We start from the raw sequence: 14,886 nt of genomic DNA on the forward strand, positions 1-14,886 counted from the left end.
CCCGTTCTTTCGAACCACAACTCCGCCCGCAGACCAGTCCGGGCGCGAGCACTTGTCCCCGTCCGGACCGATGCTCATTTGCTGTTGATGGCGATCCGTTTCACCTTCTGCTGAGCGGCAGGTGATTTCGGTAGCGTCACGGCGAGCACGCCATTCTTGAACGTCGCAGCGACCTTGTCCTGGTCGACTTCGCCGACCGGGATAGAACGCTCAAAACGTCCATAATAGCGTTCGCTGAAGCGACGCTCCTTGTCTTCGGTCTCGCTCTTCTTCTCGCCGCTGATGGTCAGCAGGCCATCGCGTAGCTCGACGTTGACGTCCTTCTCTTCGAGACCGGGCACCTCCGCCACGACCTTGACGTCCTTGTCGGTCTCGTTCACTTCGACGCTCGGCCAACCGATCCCCTGAGAGCTGAATGGGGCGACGTCGAAGGCGCGGAACGCATCGTCAAACAGCCGATTCATCTCGCGGTGAAGCGCGAGAAATGGATTGGTCTCAGCGCGGTGCAGGCCCACCTCGCGCGAGCCGTTGTTGAACGGAATGAGATCGCGTAGTGCCATTGTTCTCTCCTTTCTTCTCAGGTCTTTTCTTCTCAGGTCTTTGCTGTTCACGTCATGTGATGAACGCAGCTCGCCCGCGCGCGGCGAGGCCGCGCACAGGCTTACCGCGGCTCTGAAAGGGAGACCCGTCAGGCCGCTTGCTTCTGCTCGATTGGCTGGTTGTCGTTCCCGCCGACGCCGATCTCGATGCGACGCGGCTTCATCGAGTCGGGGACCTCACGTACCAGACCGATCTTGAGCATACCATTCTCGAAGGTCGCGTCCTTAACCTGGATATAGTCTGCCAGGTTGAATACGCGCCGGAACGGGCGCATCGAGATTCCCTGGTACAGGAAGTCGTGATCACCCTTGTTAGCCTTGCGGCCTTCCACCGTGAGCGTGGACTGCTCCGCAGTGATGGTGATCTCGTCCGGAGCGAAGCCCGCCAGCGCCAGCGAAATCCGGTACTGGTCCTCACCGACACGTTCGATGTTGTACAGCGGATAGTTGTCGCTGTCGTTCATCGTATCGTTAGCGAGGTCGAAGAGGCGATCGAAGCCTACGCTCGAACGCCAGAACGGGGACAGATCATAGGTTCTCATAACCACATCCTCCTTTGAGCAACATGGATAGGAGCGACGCCGGGAGACGCCGGCGGTCTCGGCCGGACCCTGACGGCGTCCGGCACCACATGTGTGGCAACACAAGAGCTAGAACAACTCGATCTGGTTTCAAGGGCTCAGGAAGCGAGCCTCCGCGAAATCTTGCAGACGCGCAGACCGTTACCAAATCCACCGTCGCCGAGGCCTTTCAAGGATTGGCGCAATTGGAAGCCCACGTTGCTTTGAGGAGGATGTGGTTATGAGGACTACCTATCACGCGCAATCCGCGCTGCGATCGAGCGCGGCGATCGTGCGTCGGCTCCATGATCTGGGCCGCCGTATTGCGGATCGGGCCAGGAACTGGCGAGCGGTTATTTCGTGGCACCGCCTCATTCCGGGAGATCACGGACGCAGCGCTCGCTCGCAACTGTCGCCGTGTTGTCAGTCCTGTTTGGCTCCAGCCAGCTGGCCGGGCGCCGGATGCAGCCAGGCTCTGGCCTCACCGAGCCGGGCGTGGGCTGGCCGGATAGGCCGGCGAAGCATAACCAGCAACTTTCAAGCGCTTCACTCGTTCTTGGGAAAACCACTCGAACTCAAATCAAGGAGGCCAGAAACATGAAATCGAGAACGAGCCTACTCTCACTACTCGGCCTGGCGACGGCCGGATGGCTGGTTTTTGGCATCGGCACGGCATCTGCACAAACGATTTACGTGGATCCGTATCCCGCTGTTTTACCGCCAGCCCCCGCTTACGTCATCAGACGGGCCGTGATTGAGGCGCCCGCACCAGTCGTGCGCGAGCGCACTGTCGTGGTAAGCCGCCCGATCTACGTGCCCGCCCCTGTCTATCGTGCGCCGTTGCCGCGCTACGGCTATGTCGGGGATGTCGACTACCTCGTTCCAGGCTGGTGAGGAGATTGGATGCCAAGGGGATTGGCCCCGCCGAGCGGGGCCGTTCTCTCGAAAAAGCTGTCGCAGGGCCGCAGCGCGCACTGTTTTGCCGCCAATAGGCGGATCGCCCGCAGGTGTTGCCGCGCGAGAGTTGGCACATGCTGGAATAGAGGCCGCCGACAGGGCCCTCACCTCTCCCGATGTGCCGCGCCTCCGGCCGCACGCCGATAGACGACCTGCCTGCCGCGAAACCTCCGCTACGTATCAAATGCAGCGCATCGCCAGCTGACCTCACGGAACGTGCGCCCGCCGCCTAGGATCACGTACCATGCCGAATTTTTTGCGGTGCATCTTAACCTTCGTGAATCCGAGGATGAATGACATCGACTATCGTCATTGGACACCGACTTAGGGGCAATCTCAGATGTTCGATTCCCAGACCACCGCGCTTTTGCGCACGGTCCTTGACGATGTCTGCCGAACCGTGTCGCTCTACGAAACCGGCACCCGCACGCACGTGGCCTCGAAGATTCTTGAGGCGGCAAGGCAGGGCGAGACGGCGCCCGAGAGCCTGAGGCAGGTCGGCCGCAGGGCGCTCTCTGGCGCTCCCAATGCGTTGCGGTGATTGCGACGTGCTGCATTGCGCGTCGTCGCACTCGGCCAACTCCAGCAGCCGCTTCTATCTTTTCGGCAACGTCGGGCGCGCTTCGCAAATCCTTTGCAGAAGTCTTCTATGACACCACCCCGCAACATCACGACGGCCCACTCCCAGTACGCCGGCAATAGTCATCTCAACACGCCGACGACGGGCGCCGCGGCTGCCCAACGACTACCAATGACGCGCTTGTGCGTGCCAAACAAAGCAGTAGGCTGCTGGTGGCGGGGAAATCCATAGTGTCGGCGCTGCGATCCGGAAGTTGTGCGCGGTCTGCGGGAGGGCGATGAAGCTCGAGCCCGCGCAGACGACGCGGGAGCGTTATGTCTGCCCCTGCTGCGATCGGGATCCGCTGCACGATCCCGTAGCTCGCAGATGGATCGAGGGTCCGCTGAAGCCGCCAGCTTAGACCGAGTCGGCCTCTTCACCAGGCCCACCGCGCTCGCAACGAGCGTTCACCGCCCGGCCGTTGGCGCAGGAGACCTAGTCGCCTTGCCGGCGGCGGCCGGTCGGCGCTACTCACGCTAATGACGTCGTCGTTAACGACAGCGCCGCAAGAGGCAGTGCTGCTGATATCGTCGACGGTCCCGAGCACGATCGCTTTGCGCGAGGAGCCGGCGCAATGTCGCCAACTCGTCTTCGGATGCGGTCTGATAGCTCCGACTCGCCAGCGAACTTGGACTGACAAAGGGCGGCGCCGGCGGCTCGCAGCAGTTAGGACACCTGGAAAGACACAAACGCGACCGGCACCCACGCTGGCGATCTTGGCAGACTGAAGTCCTTGAGGGGACCGCCGCGATCATCGCCCGCGTACGACCGGCTGAAGCAGCTCTGCCACGATTCGATGTTTTTGATGATTTTCTCATCAAATCCCGGGATCGCGCCGCACAAGCAGGGAGTCGGATAGGAACGGACGTTTCCGCCGCGGGTTGCTCTCTGTCCGCGCGGCTTCCTTCTGCGCGTGCCTTTCGGCGAACACAGGCCCCTCGCTCCGAGGCTGTTTCAACCTAGCCTCAAGTCGGTGGTCTTGTCCTTAGCCATCAGGCGGACTGCATCATGCGTCCTAGCGAAATCCTGATCCGTAAGTTGAAGGCGGACACTCAGCTGAGCGACGACGACGCGGCCGCGCTCAGTGCGTTACCCGTGGACGTGAGAGAGGTCTCGGCCGACACTGCGATCGTGCGGCAAGGGGACCGGCCCGGCCGCTGCTGTCTGATAGTGCGAGGCTTCGCCTGCCGCTCGAAGGCCGCCGAGAACGGCAAACGTCAGATTTTATCCTTCCATATACCCGGTGAGCTTCCTGATCTGCAGAGTCTGTTCCTGGAGACGATGGACCATGATCTCTCGACCATCTCCTCGGCGACCCTCGGCTTCGTCGAACATTCGGCGATTTCGAGGCTGATAGACGTGCGGCCGGCAGTGGTGCGCGCACTCTGGCGCGAGACTCTGATCGATGCCGCGATCTTCCGCGAGTGGATCGTCAACGTGGGAGCGCGACCGGCCCACGCCCGGATGGCGCACGTACTCGCGGAGATGCGGCAGCGCCTCGCAGCTGTAGGACTCGTTGCTGACCACGAGTTCGAGTTTCCGGTGACCCAGGTGGAACTGGCGGATGCGCTTGGGCTGAGCGTGGTCCATGTCAATCGGGTGCTGCAGGCTTTCCGGGCGGAGCGGGTGCTCGACGTGCAAAGAAATATGGTCAGGCTGATCGACTTCGAACGGGTCCTCAATGAAGGCGGGTTCGATCCGACCTATCTACACCAGACGGGCAGCGGACCTTCTTAAAGGCGAATGTGAGATGACTGCCTCGCGATTCTACGTCACAGGACTAGGTGAACGTCCTGGAGAGGCAATCGAACTCGAGGATGCCGATACGGCGTTGTCGCAGGCGGCGGACGCCGCGCTTGCGATCGCGCGGGACAACCTGGCCTCCTCGCCGGAGGACACCACGCTGCAGGTCTACTCCGACGAGGGCTTGATTGGCTCGGTGACTGTGAAGGTTGTGATCAGCCGTGCTTAGAATTGATTGGCGGCGAAATTTGCGGTTCTCGCCGGAATGTCTCTGCGCGGAGACGGTACAGTTCGACGGGTTTGCGTGTCTGTCCCGTTGCTACGCTGTTTGCGCCCGCTGATCGACCGCATCATCGAGTGCTCGTGGTGCTGAGGCGGGAGTGCGATGTCTCTCGGGGTACCGGCGTCTACGCGCGAAGCCGAAGTCGGTAATGGTGGAACAATGAACTGTTAGCCGCTCGTGGGTTGCTACGGGCCTGCAGATTTGCCGTTTACAGTCCGCGTCATGGGCAACGATTTTGATCCTCGGCGGCGCACCCTGCTCAGCGGTCTCGTCGGATGTACATCGCCTAGGCGCTCATGACCTTCGGCCCGATCGCAGGCGGTCGGGGACGGCACGGCCTTTTCCGCCTTGGCGCCTTCGTGGCGGCCCGGGGCAGCCTGCGATTGGGTCGAGCGCGCACCTTTTATCTGGTTGCCGAATCTTTCGGGCGCAAGTGGCGGGTGCCTACTTGGAAAACGCCTACTCGTCAGGTGCGTCCCGCAGCTGCATCGCGCTGCGGGATTTGAGATACACAATGCCTATACCGCTGGAGTGATCGATGCCGGGACTGCTTGCAGCTGCATGGATCTCCCAACGTCATCGAAAAGGCGGCCTCACAAGGCCGGCTTTACTCAGTATCGCAGTAAGGCTTGCAGCGGCGCCTTCTGGGTAAGTGCTGACCGGCAGGCAGGGTCGCGAACGAACGCGATCTGCGCCCTGCACTCAAGCGCCTGCTGGAGCGCAGCTTCTAGGAGGTCGTCGACCGGTTCTAGGTCCGCCTCGCGGCACACCGGGCACTTGGACGGGGTGACTTCGAACAAGGATCCGCATTGCCGACAATGCCAGCCTCTAGCGGCGTACGTGTCATCAGCGACCAGGGTGAGAACTCGCCCCTCGCTCAGGCAATCGAGCGTCTCCTGCACTCCCGTCGAGACCGCGACCGGGCTTGCTTCGCGTAAGCGATCAACAAGCTGGCGCTCCTCGCGGGCTTTCAGCTGCTCTTGCACAGTGGCGACCGCAGCACCGATTTCGGCGGGAGAGGCATGTACGCTCGCCTCGAACATGCCGAGACGGGACTGAACGTTCTTGGACAGATGGTCGCGGAAAGCTGCACTCATATCAGGGGGTGCGCATAGCAGGATATGCGACGTTTCGAACTCCCGGCCGATAATCTCCGCCATCGAAGCCAAGGCCTTTGCCTCGTCCCTCATGAGCTGATTTGCCAGCGCACTACGACGGTCTCGAGGAACGCGGTCCGTCAGCAAGCCGCGAATGCGCTGGCCTTTGACCCGATAGATTTCTTCGACAGCGCCCAGATGACTGACAAGAAACCGGCTCTGCTCTCGCGAGAGTACCGCAAGCAGCATGCGATCGCTCCGACCCCAGCTGCGCAACAGAGGTCGCAGATAAGGCCGGGATCCGATCTGGATTCGATCTGGCAGCGGAATCGGCAGCGCAATCTGACGCCAGATCCCGCGTTCGCGGCAGGCATAGAATGCAGCGCCACGACCAAGTTCCGGCAGCTGGCGCTCCAGCGCGCGCTGAACATCCTGGAGGTCGGCGTTAATGCTCGTTCGCGCAGCCTCGTCCATCGCCTGAGAGACCCGGTGGGTAAGGGCCGAGAAAGCCGACTGCCAGGCGCGCCCAACGCGTCGCTCCGGGGTCAGCTGTAGATACAGGCTGACCACGGGAGGGCCGGCTGTTTCGAGCGTTGCGAGAGTGCGCAAATGTTCGGGGGAGAGCAGGCGATAAGGGGGCTCTTGCAACCGTGTGCGCACGGTCTGGACAATCCGTTCCCGCACTTCGGGAGTGAGTGCATGATACGCGTCAATGGCGAGGCTAAGAGCCTTCATCTGCGTTTCTCCTCAACAGTTCAACCAAGCGGGTGTGCCCCTCTCGCCAAAGCTCGGTCAGGCTTTCCCGCGAAATCCGCAAGCCAACCGCGATCTCGGTAAAGCTGAGACCATGGATATGGCGCATGGCCAACACTTGGCGGGCGACCGGCGAAAGGCCCGGAACGCTCTCCTCGAATACCTCAGCTGAGGGCTCCAGATGGGACTCGCCGGCCAGGATATCCTCCCAACGCACCTCCTCGTCCGGTTGGAACCATTCGTAGAAGCCTTCATCATCATGGTAGATGGGTGGCTCGGGCGCATGCTCCTCCAGCGAAACAGAAATGAGACGCCGCAGTAACTGCTCCTGTCGGACGATGCGCATCAGCACCCGAAACTGCAGCCCGAGGAGCCATGCGCGCAAGCCGAGGAGTTGCGGGCGGGCTCGGCGGTCACGCCAAGCGCGCAGCAGGGTCTCGCCAACGAGCTCCTCCGCCGAGAGATCGCCCTCTCGAAGGTCACCAACTGCAGTGTGGTATCTGATGTCTCGCTGAGCAGCAGCGAACAGCTCGTCCAGATAAGGGCTAATCAAACTGTGAAAGGCGTCCCTGTCGCCGTCCAGGCAGCGGGCCCACGCTGCGTCACGGTCGGAACTGGTGCCATGCGCCGGCATCGCTCCGGCTCCACTGGCATTCGAGACATCACTGGGCGTCATGGTGACCTCCCGTACTCGGCCTCCTCAGTTGGGTTCACTTTGAAGTGAAGCTTCCGCCCGAGCATGTGCGTGGGCGATCGGATGCGCCGCCAATCTCGACAGGTGACCTTCGGACGCTGCGCGCTTTCGCAGCATCTTCTGATAGAGCTTCACATAGTCGGCCGCCATGCGTGCTGCGGAGAAGCGCTCTTCGAAACGTGCGCGCACGGCCTTTCGGTCCAGCCCCAGCACATCTGGCATTGCCCGCACGGCTTCCTCTACGCTTTCGACGATGCATCCGGTGATGCCGTCTTCAACGATCTCGGCGACCGATCCTCCGCGGAACGCCAGGACGGGTGTGCCGCACGCCATAGCCTCGATCATGACGAGGCCGAATGGCTCCGGCCAATCAATCGGAAACAGCAGTGCCGCGGCGTTCCCCAGGAATTCGGTTTTCTCGCTTTCATTGATTTCGCCGATAAATTCGACACCTGGTCCGTTTAGCAGCGGGGCGATGGCATCGCGGAAATAGGCCTCATCGGCACTGTCCACCTTCGCGGCGATTTTTAACGGCAGGCCTGTAGCGCGCGCGATTGCGATGGCTCGGTCAGGCCGCTTCTCCGGAGAAATACGTCCAAGGAAGGCGAGATAGCCACCGCGCGGGCGATAGGTAGGCTCGTGGAGATCGAGCGGCAGCCCGTGATAGACCGTTGAGATGAAATTGGCTCGCGGCAGCGGCGCGCGCTGCGCGTTTGAGATCGACACCAATGGCATCTCGGGGAAATGAGCGTAGAACGGCAAGTGGTCAGCCAAGTCCTGTCGACCATGGAGGGTTGTCAACGCCCTTCCCGCCTGGGTCCGGAACAGTGGAAAATGCAGGTAGTCGATGTGAAAGTGGAGGATGTCGAACTCTCCAGCGCGCTCGCGGACCTTGTCCAGCAGAAGCATCTGGTGTGGAATCGAATTTTTCACATCCGAATCGAGCCGGAGGGCCCTAGGCGTGCAGGGAACCAGCTCGGCTGAGGTGATGGAATCCCCGCTCGCGAACAGGGTGACGTTGTGCCCCTGTCTGACCAACTCCTCCGTCAGATAGTGCACGACCCGTTCGGTGCCGCCATAAAGACGGGGCGGTACGCTCTCGAACAATGGGGCAATCTGCGCGATCTTCATTGCGTCCTCTGTGCTTCCAATTCAGTACATTTCCTGTCGAACATCCGTCTTTGCTAGCCTGCCTGCGGCGCGCCGAAGGCCAGTGAGCCCCGAAAGGAGCGGGATCCGACCGGGTAGACGTCACGCACCCCTGCCGTGGAGCGACGCTTTGCCGAGGCCATGCGGCGGCGTCTGGGCCCTTTACGTTTACGTTGCGACTCGACTTCAAGGTTTGCGCCGGCGAAGCGCCCGGGAGACCCGATGTTGACCCCGAGCGCGGCGAAGCACGGGGGATCACTCGCAGGAAATGATTCCAGAAGCGCCGTGTCGATCACGTCGTTTGGGACTGCTGTCATGGTCACTCTCGTCAGGTAAGAACGCTTGGAGGGTCCGCTGAGGCGCAGGAGGCCGGGAGAACTCCTTCCAAATTCGTCTCAGCCGGACCTGGCCAAAACATGGGTGCGGCATTGCCGTTTACGCAAGAGACCTGGAGGCCTTGAAACGATTGAACCCGCTTCTAATTTGATGGGTGGCCGCGCGAGTAATCGCACGGCGTACCGGGCGCCTTCGACAGGGCCCGGTCAGCGGGCGCCCGGCAGGTGTCCGAGGCGTTCTATCCATGTTGCTCAAAGGAGGATATGGCTATGACCACGCTTGATCTTGCTCCCCTGTGGCGATCGACGATTGGGTTCGATCGTCTGTTCGACCTTCTCGAGGATTCTGGCGGATGGACGGGCGGGGACAATTACCCGCCGTATGACATCCAACGTGTTGGTGAGGACCACTACCAGATCTCGCTGGCTCTTGCCGGCTTCACGCCTGATGAGGTCTCCATCACAGCCGAGCAGAACACGCTGACCGTTGAGGGTCGCAAGGCCGACACGAGCAGCCATCAATATCTCTACCAAGGCATCTCTTCGCGCCCGTTCCGACGGACGTTCAACCTGGCGGAGTACGTGCAGGTGAAGGGCGCCTCGTTCGAGAACGGCATGCTCAACATCGATCTGGTTCGCGAGATTCCAGACGCGATGAAACCGCGCCAGATTGCGATCAGCACAGGTGGTGATCACCAGCAAGTTGAGAATAAGCAAGCGGCGTAACACCGCCTGCTCGCGCTTGCATTTCGCGGCGTGGCTTCGCCGCGCCGCGAGCGTTTGGAACCAGAAAAGGGAGAAACTCTATGGCTATCACTGATCTGATCCCCTGGGGCCGCGGTCGTGATGTGACCACCCGTCGCTCCGAGAACTACAACCCGGTTCTGACCCTGCATCGGGAGATGAACCGCCTGTTCGACGATGTCTTCCGTGGCTTCGATGTCGCGCCATTTGGCGGCAGCTTCGAGCAGTCGATGAACTGGCCGAGCATTGAGGTCAATGAGAGTGACAAGGACGTGAAAGTCACGGCGGAGTTGCCGGGCCTCGACGAGAAAGACGTCCAGGTCGAACTCGCCAACGGCGTTCTCTCGATCAAGGGAGAGAAGAAGACTGAGACGGAAGACAAGGATCGCAAGTTCAGCGAGCGCTACTATGGCAGGTTTGAACGGCGCATCCCGATCGAAGACGTCGACCAGGACAAGATTTCTGCTGCGTTCAAGAATGGCGTGCTGACGGTCACCATGCCGAAGCTGCCGCAAGCAGAATCCAAGGTGAAGCGTATCGCAATCAACTCGAAATGACACCCAAATCGACGGGAGCGGGTCTCCGCTCCCGTTTTGCTACAAGACCAAACCGTCTCCGGGGATGTGCTCGACGATGGACACAAGGCGGAAATCCAGCTTTGCAGGCGTTGCGGATGTCGTTGCGCATGCAGAGACGGCGGCTCAGCACATCAAAGAACTGAAAGTGGCTTGTGCGAACGGAGATAAGAACGCCGCCCGTCGATCGCTGCGCCAGGCGATCAGCGAACTTGAGCTGGCTCGCGCGATGGTGCGGACTGGTATCGACTAAGGTCCGAACAGCGTAAACCTGTGTCGCGTGCGCCCTATTGGCTGGTTTTTGCGCCTAACATCGCTTCGAGCTTGGCTGAGAGCTCCCGCGAGGAAAACGGCTTCCTGAGGAGCATAGTGCCGTTCATACGTTTGCCGGTCTCTTCGATGAGATCTGGATAGCCACTGCAGTACAGGACGGGCAGACCCGGTTGCTGTCGTTGAAGTTCAAGTCCAACGTCCAGTCCAGAGACGCCGGGCATGGCGAGATCGATAATCGCCAAATCGATCGCTCGATGGGAAAGAGTTGCCACCGCAGCATCCAGATTCTCAGCCGCGATCGCCTGGTATCCAAGATCGTCAAGCATGCTCCGTGTCGTTTCGAGCACGCTGGCGTCGTCGTCCACAACAAGGATGTGCTCCCTTGCTCCCACACGTGGACTACTCAATTGGCGATCTTCGTCTCCTACAACTACGTCGGTTGATCGTGGCAAGAGGATCCGCACAACCGTTCCCCGATCAACCCGGCTCTCAATTATCGCGGTCCCGCCGGACTGCCGGGCAAACCCATAGACCTGAGACAATCCGAGCCCCGTTCCCTTACCGGGCTCCTTGGTGGTGAAGAATGGATCGAACGCCCGTGCCAGGACCTCCGGAGGCATTCCGGTGCCCGTGTCCTTCACCGCGATGGAAACGTACTCACCTGGCTTTAGCTCGGTCTGCAGATCTTCGGGGACGCCGTGGAGAACGCTTGTCTCTATCGTGAGAAGACCGCCATTGGGCATCGCGTCTCGCGCGTTGATGGCAAGGTTGAGCAACATCAGCTCTAGTTGGGTCGCATCGACCAATGCAGGCCAAAGGTCCTTCTGCGTGACTACGCCAACCCGAATAGAGGCTCCCAAGGTTCTGGACAACATCTCTGCAACCGTGCCCACCAGTTGATTGACGTCGACAGGCTCCGGCGCGAGCCGCTGCTTCCGGGAGAATGTCAGCAGCTGCCCGACGAGCTTGGCCCCGCGCTGCGCGCCATGCATGGCGTTCCGGACATATCGCTGAATACGCTCGTCTTCCACTCGCCGGGAAATCAGCTCAAGATTACCAATAATCGCCATCAAAAGATTGTTGAAGTCGTGAGCAATGCCGCCGGTGAGTTGCCCGACGGCCTCCATCTTCTGCGCGTGACGCAGCGCGACTTCAGTGCGCTCGCGTTCCACGATTTCGTCTCTCAGCCGCTTGTTCGCTTCCGAGAGCTGCTCTGTCCGCTCCTCCACGCGGCGCTCAAGCGTGTCGGCCAGTTGTCTCAATTGCAGCAGATAGTGCTCGGCTTGTCGCTGCCGCCGGCGACCGCGTACCGCTGCCAGCACCGCACTCTTCAGTGAGGTCGCGGCTAATGGCCGCTCAAGCACTGTGACGTGACCAAGAAGCTCGATCAGCTCCGTAAGAGCCGGGCCATTTGGGCCGGTTCTCAATGTTAGCAGGACGAACGGAAAATCCGACCATGGCGGCTGATTGGCGATCCATCGGGCCAATGCGCCACGATGTTCGTGAACGAGCGCTTCCTCCGCAACAACAGCGGCCGCTGCATCATTCAGATTGGCCACCAATTCTGAAAGCCCGGATTGCTCCAACGCCTGGATGCCGACATCACGCAGAGCCGAGCAAACCACCCTCGCGTCGCGGCCGAACGGTGCCAGAACGAGCACTGGACCGTCCTCGCTCGTCTCATGAGTGCCCATCAATCCTCGTCGTAAGCAGTGCGCCGTGCTGGCCGGTATAGACCGGAGACCCTGACAGGACGCCCTGGAACTCCGCTAGAGGAGGGCCGACTTGGATGCCGCGGCTATCGAGCCGGTACTCTCTGATTTCGTCTTCGTGCCGGCCGGTGCGTTTTTTTAAAACCGAGATCGCCCGACGGATTTTTCCGGCGGCCTCGAAGAAACGCAACAGCAGGACCGAGTCGCTCAGATAAGTCAGATCGACGCTGGACTGCATCGAACCGACAAGCCCGTGCTGGGCAAGGGTCAAGATCGTGACGACGCCACGATGATTCAGATAGGTCAGCATTTCGTGCATCAGCAACAGCATGAACTGCTCGGCGGGCATGGCGTTCTGATATCCGCTCAAACTGTCCAGCACCACGACCTTGACATCGTCCACCTCGACGCGCCTGCGGACCATCCCAGTGAGTTCTCCGGGGGAAAGCTCTGCGGGATCGACTTGCTCGAGGAGCAGCTGCCCTGATGCGATCCGCTGGTCCAAGTGCCAGCCCATCCCTGCTGCCCGCTTGGTCAGGATAGCTTTGGTCTCGTCAAATGTAACAAAGAGAGCGCGTTCCTCGCGAGCGAGCGCCGACATGACAAACTGCATGGCTATGGATGATTTCCCAGCGCCAGATGGGCCCATGAGCAGAGTACTCGTGCCGCGATCGAGGCCGGTACCCAGCAATTGATCCAGTTCTTCGATACCGCTGAGAAGCGGTTCTGCCGACGGGGTGTTATCGACGTGCTCCGACGCGATCAGGCGTGGAAACAGGACGATTCCCCCTTTGCGGATGATGAAATCATGAAAGCCTCCCCGGAAGCTGCGCCCGCGCATCTTGAAGATGCGCAGCCGGCGACGCTCGGCGCCGTATGGCAGGGCATTATGTTCGAGCCTGATCACGCCGTGAACAAGACTGTGCAAATTGAGGTCATCGGCTTCTTCGGTGAGGTCGTCCAAAAATAGCCCGGTGCATCCCTCCTGGGCAAAGAAGTGCTTTAGAGCAATGACTTGCCTGCGGTAGCGCAGCGGGTTCTGTGCAAGGAGCCTGATCTCGGAGAGGCTGTCAAAAACCACCCGAGCAGGCGCTACCCGCTTGACCTCGTCAAAGGTCATTTTCGTTGTTTCCCCGAGCTCGAGGTCTGAAGCGTAGACCACGGTCTGTTGCTGCTTTGGGTCCAGGCTGAGTTCCGCGGGGACAAGCTCAAAGATCTCGATCGCATCGAGATTCCAGCCGTGGGTTTCAGCCACCTGTCGCAATTCGTCTTTGCTCTCGGAGAGCGTGATGTAAAGACATCGTTCGCCTTTTGACGCGCCATCAAGGAGGAACTGCAATGCGAGCGTCGTCTTGCCGGTTCCCGGTTGGCCTTCAATCAAGTGAACGCGGTGCGACGCATATCCGCCATCGAGGATTCCGTCGAAGCCGGCGATGCCCGTAGAGATCGCCTGTGTTCTGGGGGTGCGTTCAGGAATGCTCATCTGTCTTCCGATTTTTCAAGCGCGCGCCCGCAACCGGACATCGCCCCGCCCGACCGCCACGGCTTGGATTTGATTGTCATGATTTCGCGAAGACAGGGCCAAGGCCCTTGAGCAGGCACCGTGGCTGCAAACATCTTCCTGATGGCTAATTTCGTACGAATTTCCGGTGCTCTGTCAAGCCGCCGGAACTACCGCGAGCCGGAACCCGGATCGGAAGGTTGGAGTTACCCGGCTCCCACGCAAAATCTCTGAGCACGACAGCCGCGGCGAGCGAGACAAAGCGAAAGCGGAAGACTGTGGCCTGGAATCAGTTTGTCGGCACCACCATCCTTCTCTACGCCCTGACGAACCCGGTCGGAGCTATCCCAGTATTCATGGCGATGACGGGGCGTGCTGGCGCGCTGAAGACCCACCGGATCATCGTTTTGGCCTGTACGGCGGTAGCTGTCTTTTTTGTTGGATCTGCAATGTTCGGGAAGGAAATCCTGGCGTTCTTCAATGTGGGGCTCGATGACTTTCGGATCGCGGGCGGGCTGCTTGTGCTGGTGATCGCGTTCGAAATGTTTCAAGCGCAATATACAAAGTTTATTCCTCGCGCCGACGAGGCGAACGATAGCGAAATCGACATTCATGGTCTGGCCATCACGCCATTTGCGTTTCCGTTGCTTGTCGGACCGGCCGAACTGAGCATCATGATCACCCTCTCGAATGACAACCCGGGATGGCACGGGAAGGTGTTCTTGGCGACGGCAGCTGTGGTCGCGGCTTCCCTGATCGGATTGACATTGTGGATGGCTGCCGCGATCGAACGCTTCCTGGGGCGAACCGGCATTAACGTTATGACGCGTGTGATGGCGCTCATCATCGCGGCTATCGCTGTGAATTTTATCATGACGGGGATCAAGAACGAACTCCCTGGGTTGGTGAGCCGATAGGAGTCATCCGGTGCTTTTTTTCGAGGGAGCGGCGCGCTCTTCCTAGGCCGTTCTATTGAAATGGAGCTTGCACTGTACCGGGCTTGCTGGTCGGTAGCGGCACCAGGATTGTCCGACAGCGTGCGCAGATCTTCGCCAGAACGCTCGCGCGACCGCAGTTCGGCAAATCAATCCCGCACGTTGAGAAGGCGCATCCACTACGCCACCGAGTTAAACTCCCTCCTGTTTGCCCGCTCAGCAGCTGCGCGGCTCGCCGCAATCGCCATCCAATCCCTCAGCAATCCTTTGTCCTCCTTAGAAAAGGCAGCCCGCCGTTTAAGGTCCTCGAGAGTCTCACCGGGATGGCATCGCTCAAAATCCTGGCGGATTAGCGAT

The 14,886-nt window shown here is 60.3% G+C and carries 15 protein-coding genes; 8 read left to right on the forward strand and 7 right to left on the reverse strand.

Annotated elements, in window-relative coordinates; genetic code table 11:
- Positions 1 to 74: 74 nt before the first annotated feature.
- Both JJB99_RS00630 and JJB99_RS00635 read right to left on the reverse strand, forming a co-directional pair.
- Positions 75 to 560, reverse strand: coding sequence for an Hsp20/alpha crystallin family protein (locus JJB99_RS00630; protein ID WP_200496915.1), 486 nt, complete (start codon positions 558 to 560; stop codon positions 75 to 77).
- A 128-nt stretch (positions 561 to 688) separates the two neighbouring features.
- Positions 689 to 1,141 carry an Hsp20 family protein gene (locus JJB99_RS00635; RefSeq protein WP_200496916.1) on the reverse strand — a complete coding sequence of 151 codons (453 nt, stop codon included), beginning with the start codon at positions 1,139 to 1,141 and terminating at the stop codon, positions 689 to 691.
- Between the two features lie 615 nt (positions 1,142 to 1,756).
- Here JJB99_RS00635 and JJB99_RS00640 point away from each other — a divergent pair.
- From JJB99_RS00640 to JJB99_RS00655, 4 genes are all read left to right on the forward strand, one after another.
- Positions 1,757 to 2,053, forward strand: a complete 297-nt coding sequence (locus JJB99_RS00640; RefSeq protein WP_200496917.1) for a hypothetical protein — start codon at positions 1,757 to 1,759, stop codon at positions 2,051 to 2,053.
- Positions 2,054 to 2,456: 403 nt separating this feature from the next.
- Complete coding sequence (locus JJB99_RS00645) at positions 2,457 to 2,657, forward strand: hypothetical protein (protein ID WP_200496918.1); 201 nt, start codon at positions 2,457 to 2,459, stop codon at positions 2,655 to 2,657.
- A gap of 1,086 nt (positions 2,658 to 3,743) precedes the next feature.
- Complete coding sequence (locus JJB99_RS00650) at positions 3,744 to 4,472, forward strand: Crp/Fnr family transcriptional regulator (RefSeq protein ID WP_200496919.1); 729 nt, start codon at positions 3,744 to 3,746, stop codon at positions 4,470 to 4,472.
- Between the two features lie 13 nt (positions 4,473 to 4,485).
- Positions 4,486 to 4,707, forward strand: coding sequence for a hypothetical protein (locus JJB99_RS00655; protein ID WP_200496920.1), 222 nt, complete (start codon positions 4,486 to 4,488; stop codon positions 4,705 to 4,707).
- Positions 4,708 to 5,372: 665 nt separating this feature from the next.
- On the opposite strand, the gene JJB99_RS00660 is transcribed toward JJB99_RS00655, so the two are convergent.
- Genes JJB99_RS00660 through JJB99_RS00670 form a run of 3 tightly spaced genes read right to left on the reverse strand, consistent with a single transcriptional unit; the run spans position 5,373 to position 8,436 of the window.
- Positions 5,373 to 6,593 (reverse strand): hypothetical protein, encoded by a 1,221-nt coding sequence (locus JJB99_RS00660; protein WP_200496921.1) that lies wholly within the window; start codon positions 6,591 to 6,593, stop codon positions 5,373 to 5,375.
- On the reverse strand, positions 6,580 to 7,287 hold the full coding sequence (locus JJB99_RS00665; RefSeq protein WP_200496922.1) for an RNA polymerase sigma factor: 708 nt from the start codon (positions 7,285 to 7,287) through the stop codon (positions 6,580 to 6,582). The genes JJB99_RS00660 and JJB99_RS00665 overlap by 14 nt, the downstream gene beginning before the upstream one ends.
- A 24-nt stretch (positions 7,288 to 7,311) precedes the next feature.
- Complete coding sequence (locus JJB99_RS00670) at positions 7,312 to 8,436, reverse strand: glycosyltransferase family 4 protein (protein WP_200496923.1); 1,125 nt, start codon at positions 8,434 to 8,436, stop codon at positions 7,312 to 7,314.
- A 623-nt stretch (positions 8,437 to 9,059) separates the two neighbouring features.
- On the opposite strand from JJB99_RS00670, the gene JJB99_RS00675 reads away from it, so the two are divergent.
- The 3 genes from JJB99_RS00675 to JJB99_RS00685 all read left to right on the forward strand — a co-directional run bounded on the left by JJB99_RS00675 (position 9,060) and on the right by JJB99_RS00685 (position 10,361).
- Positions 9,060 to 9,515 carry an Hsp20 family protein gene (locus JJB99_RS00675; protein ID WP_200496924.1) on the forward strand — a complete coding sequence of 152 codons (456 nt, stop codon included), beginning with the start codon at positions 9,060 to 9,062 and terminating at the stop codon, positions 9,513 to 9,515.
- 80 nt (positions 9,516 to 9,595) lie between these two features.
- Entirely contained in the window at positions 9,596 to 10,090 is a 495-nt protein-coding gene (locus JJB99_RS00680; protein WP_200496925.1) for an Hsp20/alpha crystallin family protein, read from the forward strand.
- A gap of 76 nt (positions 10,091 to 10,166) precedes the next feature.
- Entirely contained in the window at positions 10,167 to 10,361 is a 195-nt protein-coding gene (locus JJB99_RS00685; RefSeq protein WP_200496926.1) for a hypothetical protein, read from the forward strand.
- A 34-nt stretch (positions 10,362 to 10,395) separates the two neighbouring features.
- On the opposite strand, the gene JJB99_RS00690 is transcribed toward JJB99_RS00685, so the two are convergent.
- Together JJB99_RS00690 and JJB99_RS00695 are read right to left on the reverse strand one after the other, a co-directional pair.
- Positions 10,396 to 12,042 (reverse strand): ATP-binding protein, encoded by a 1,647-nt coding sequence (locus tag JJB99_RS00690; RefSeq protein ID WP_200496927.1) that lies wholly within the window; start codon positions 12,040 to 12,042, stop codon positions 10,396 to 10,398.
- Between the two features lie 19 nt (positions 12,043 to 12,061).
- Positions 12,062 to 13,576, reverse strand: coding sequence for an ATPase domain-containing protein (locus JJB99_RS00695; protein WP_200496928.1), 1,515 nt, complete (start codon positions 13,574 to 13,576; stop codon positions 12,062 to 12,064).
- Between the two features lie 296 nt (positions 13,577 to 13,872).
- Between JJB99_RS00695 and JJB99_RS00700 the strand changes: the two genes are divergently transcribed.
- A complete protein-coding gene (locus JJB99_RS00700; protein ID WP_246775112.1) occupies positions 13,873 to 14,511 on the forward strand; it encodes a MarC family protein in 639 nt (212 codons plus the stop codon).
- Positions 14,512 to 14,886: the final 375 nt, after the last annotated feature.

Origin of the sequence: Bradyrhizobium diazoefficiens (assembly GCF_016616235.1) — a bacterium.
Taxonomy (GTDB): domain Bacteria; phylum Pseudomonadota; class Alphaproteobacteria; order Rhizobiales; family Xanthobacteraceae; genus Bradyrhizobium; species Bradyrhizobium diazoefficiens_H.

What these genes read in the sequence shown, in the direction of transcription:
- JJB99_RS00635 (WP_200496916.1), bottom strand. Translation starts at nt 1,141, where the DNA reads ATGAGAACCTATGATCTGTCCCCGTTCTGGCGTTCGAGCGTAGGCTTC.
- JJB99_RS00640 (WP_200496917.1), top strand. Translation starts at nt 1,757, where the DNA reads ATGAAATCGAGAACGAGCCTACTCTCACTACTCGGCCTGGCGACGGCC.
- JJB99_RS00650 (WP_200496919.1), top strand. Translation starts at nt 3,744, where the DNA reads ATGCGTCCTAGCGAAATCCTGATCCGTAAGTTGAAGGCGGACACTCAG.
- JJB99_RS00680 (WP_200496925.1), top strand. Translation starts at nt 9,596, where the DNA reads ATGGCTATCACTGATCTGATCCCCTGGGGCCGCGGTCGTGATGTGACC.
- JJB99_RS00675 (WP_200496924.1), top strand. Translation starts at nt 9,060, where the DNA reads ATGACCACGCTTGATCTTGCTCCCCTGTGGCGATCGACGATTGGGTTC.
- JJB99_RS00665 (WP_200496922.1), bottom strand. Translation starts at nt 7,287, where the DNA reads ATGACGCCCAGTGATGTCTCGAATGCCAGTGGAGCCGGAGCGATGCCG.
- JJB99_RS00645 (WP_200496918.1), top strand. Translation starts at nt 2,457, where the DNA reads ATGTTCGATTCCCAGACCACCGCGCTTTTGCGCACGGTCCTTGACGAT.
- JJB99_RS00630 (WP_200496915.1), bottom strand. Translation starts at nt 560, where the DNA reads ATGGCACTACGCGATCTCATTCCGTTCAACAACGGCTCGCGCGAGGTG.
- JJB99_RS00655 (WP_200496920.1), top strand. Translation starts at nt 4,486, where the DNA reads ATGACTGCCTCGCGATTCTACGTCACAGGACTAGGTGAACGTCCTGGA.
- JJB99_RS00685 (WP_200496926.1), top strand. Translation starts at nt 10,167, where the DNA reads ATGGACACAAGGCGGAAATCCAGCTTTGCAGGCGTTGCGGATGTCGTT.
- JJB99_RS00660 (WP_200496921.1), bottom strand. Translation starts at nt 6,593, where the DNA reads ATGAAGGCTCTTAGCCTCGCCATTGACGCGTATCATGCACTCACTCCC.
- JJB99_RS00695 (WP_200496928.1), bottom strand. Translation starts at nt 13,576, where the DNA reads ATGAGCATTCCTGAACGCACCCCCAGAACACAGGCGATCTCTACGGGC.
- JJB99_RS00670 (WP_200496923.1), bottom strand. Translation starts at nt 8,436, where the DNA reads ATGAAGATCGCGCAGATTGCCCCATTGTTCGAGAGCGTACCGCCCCGT.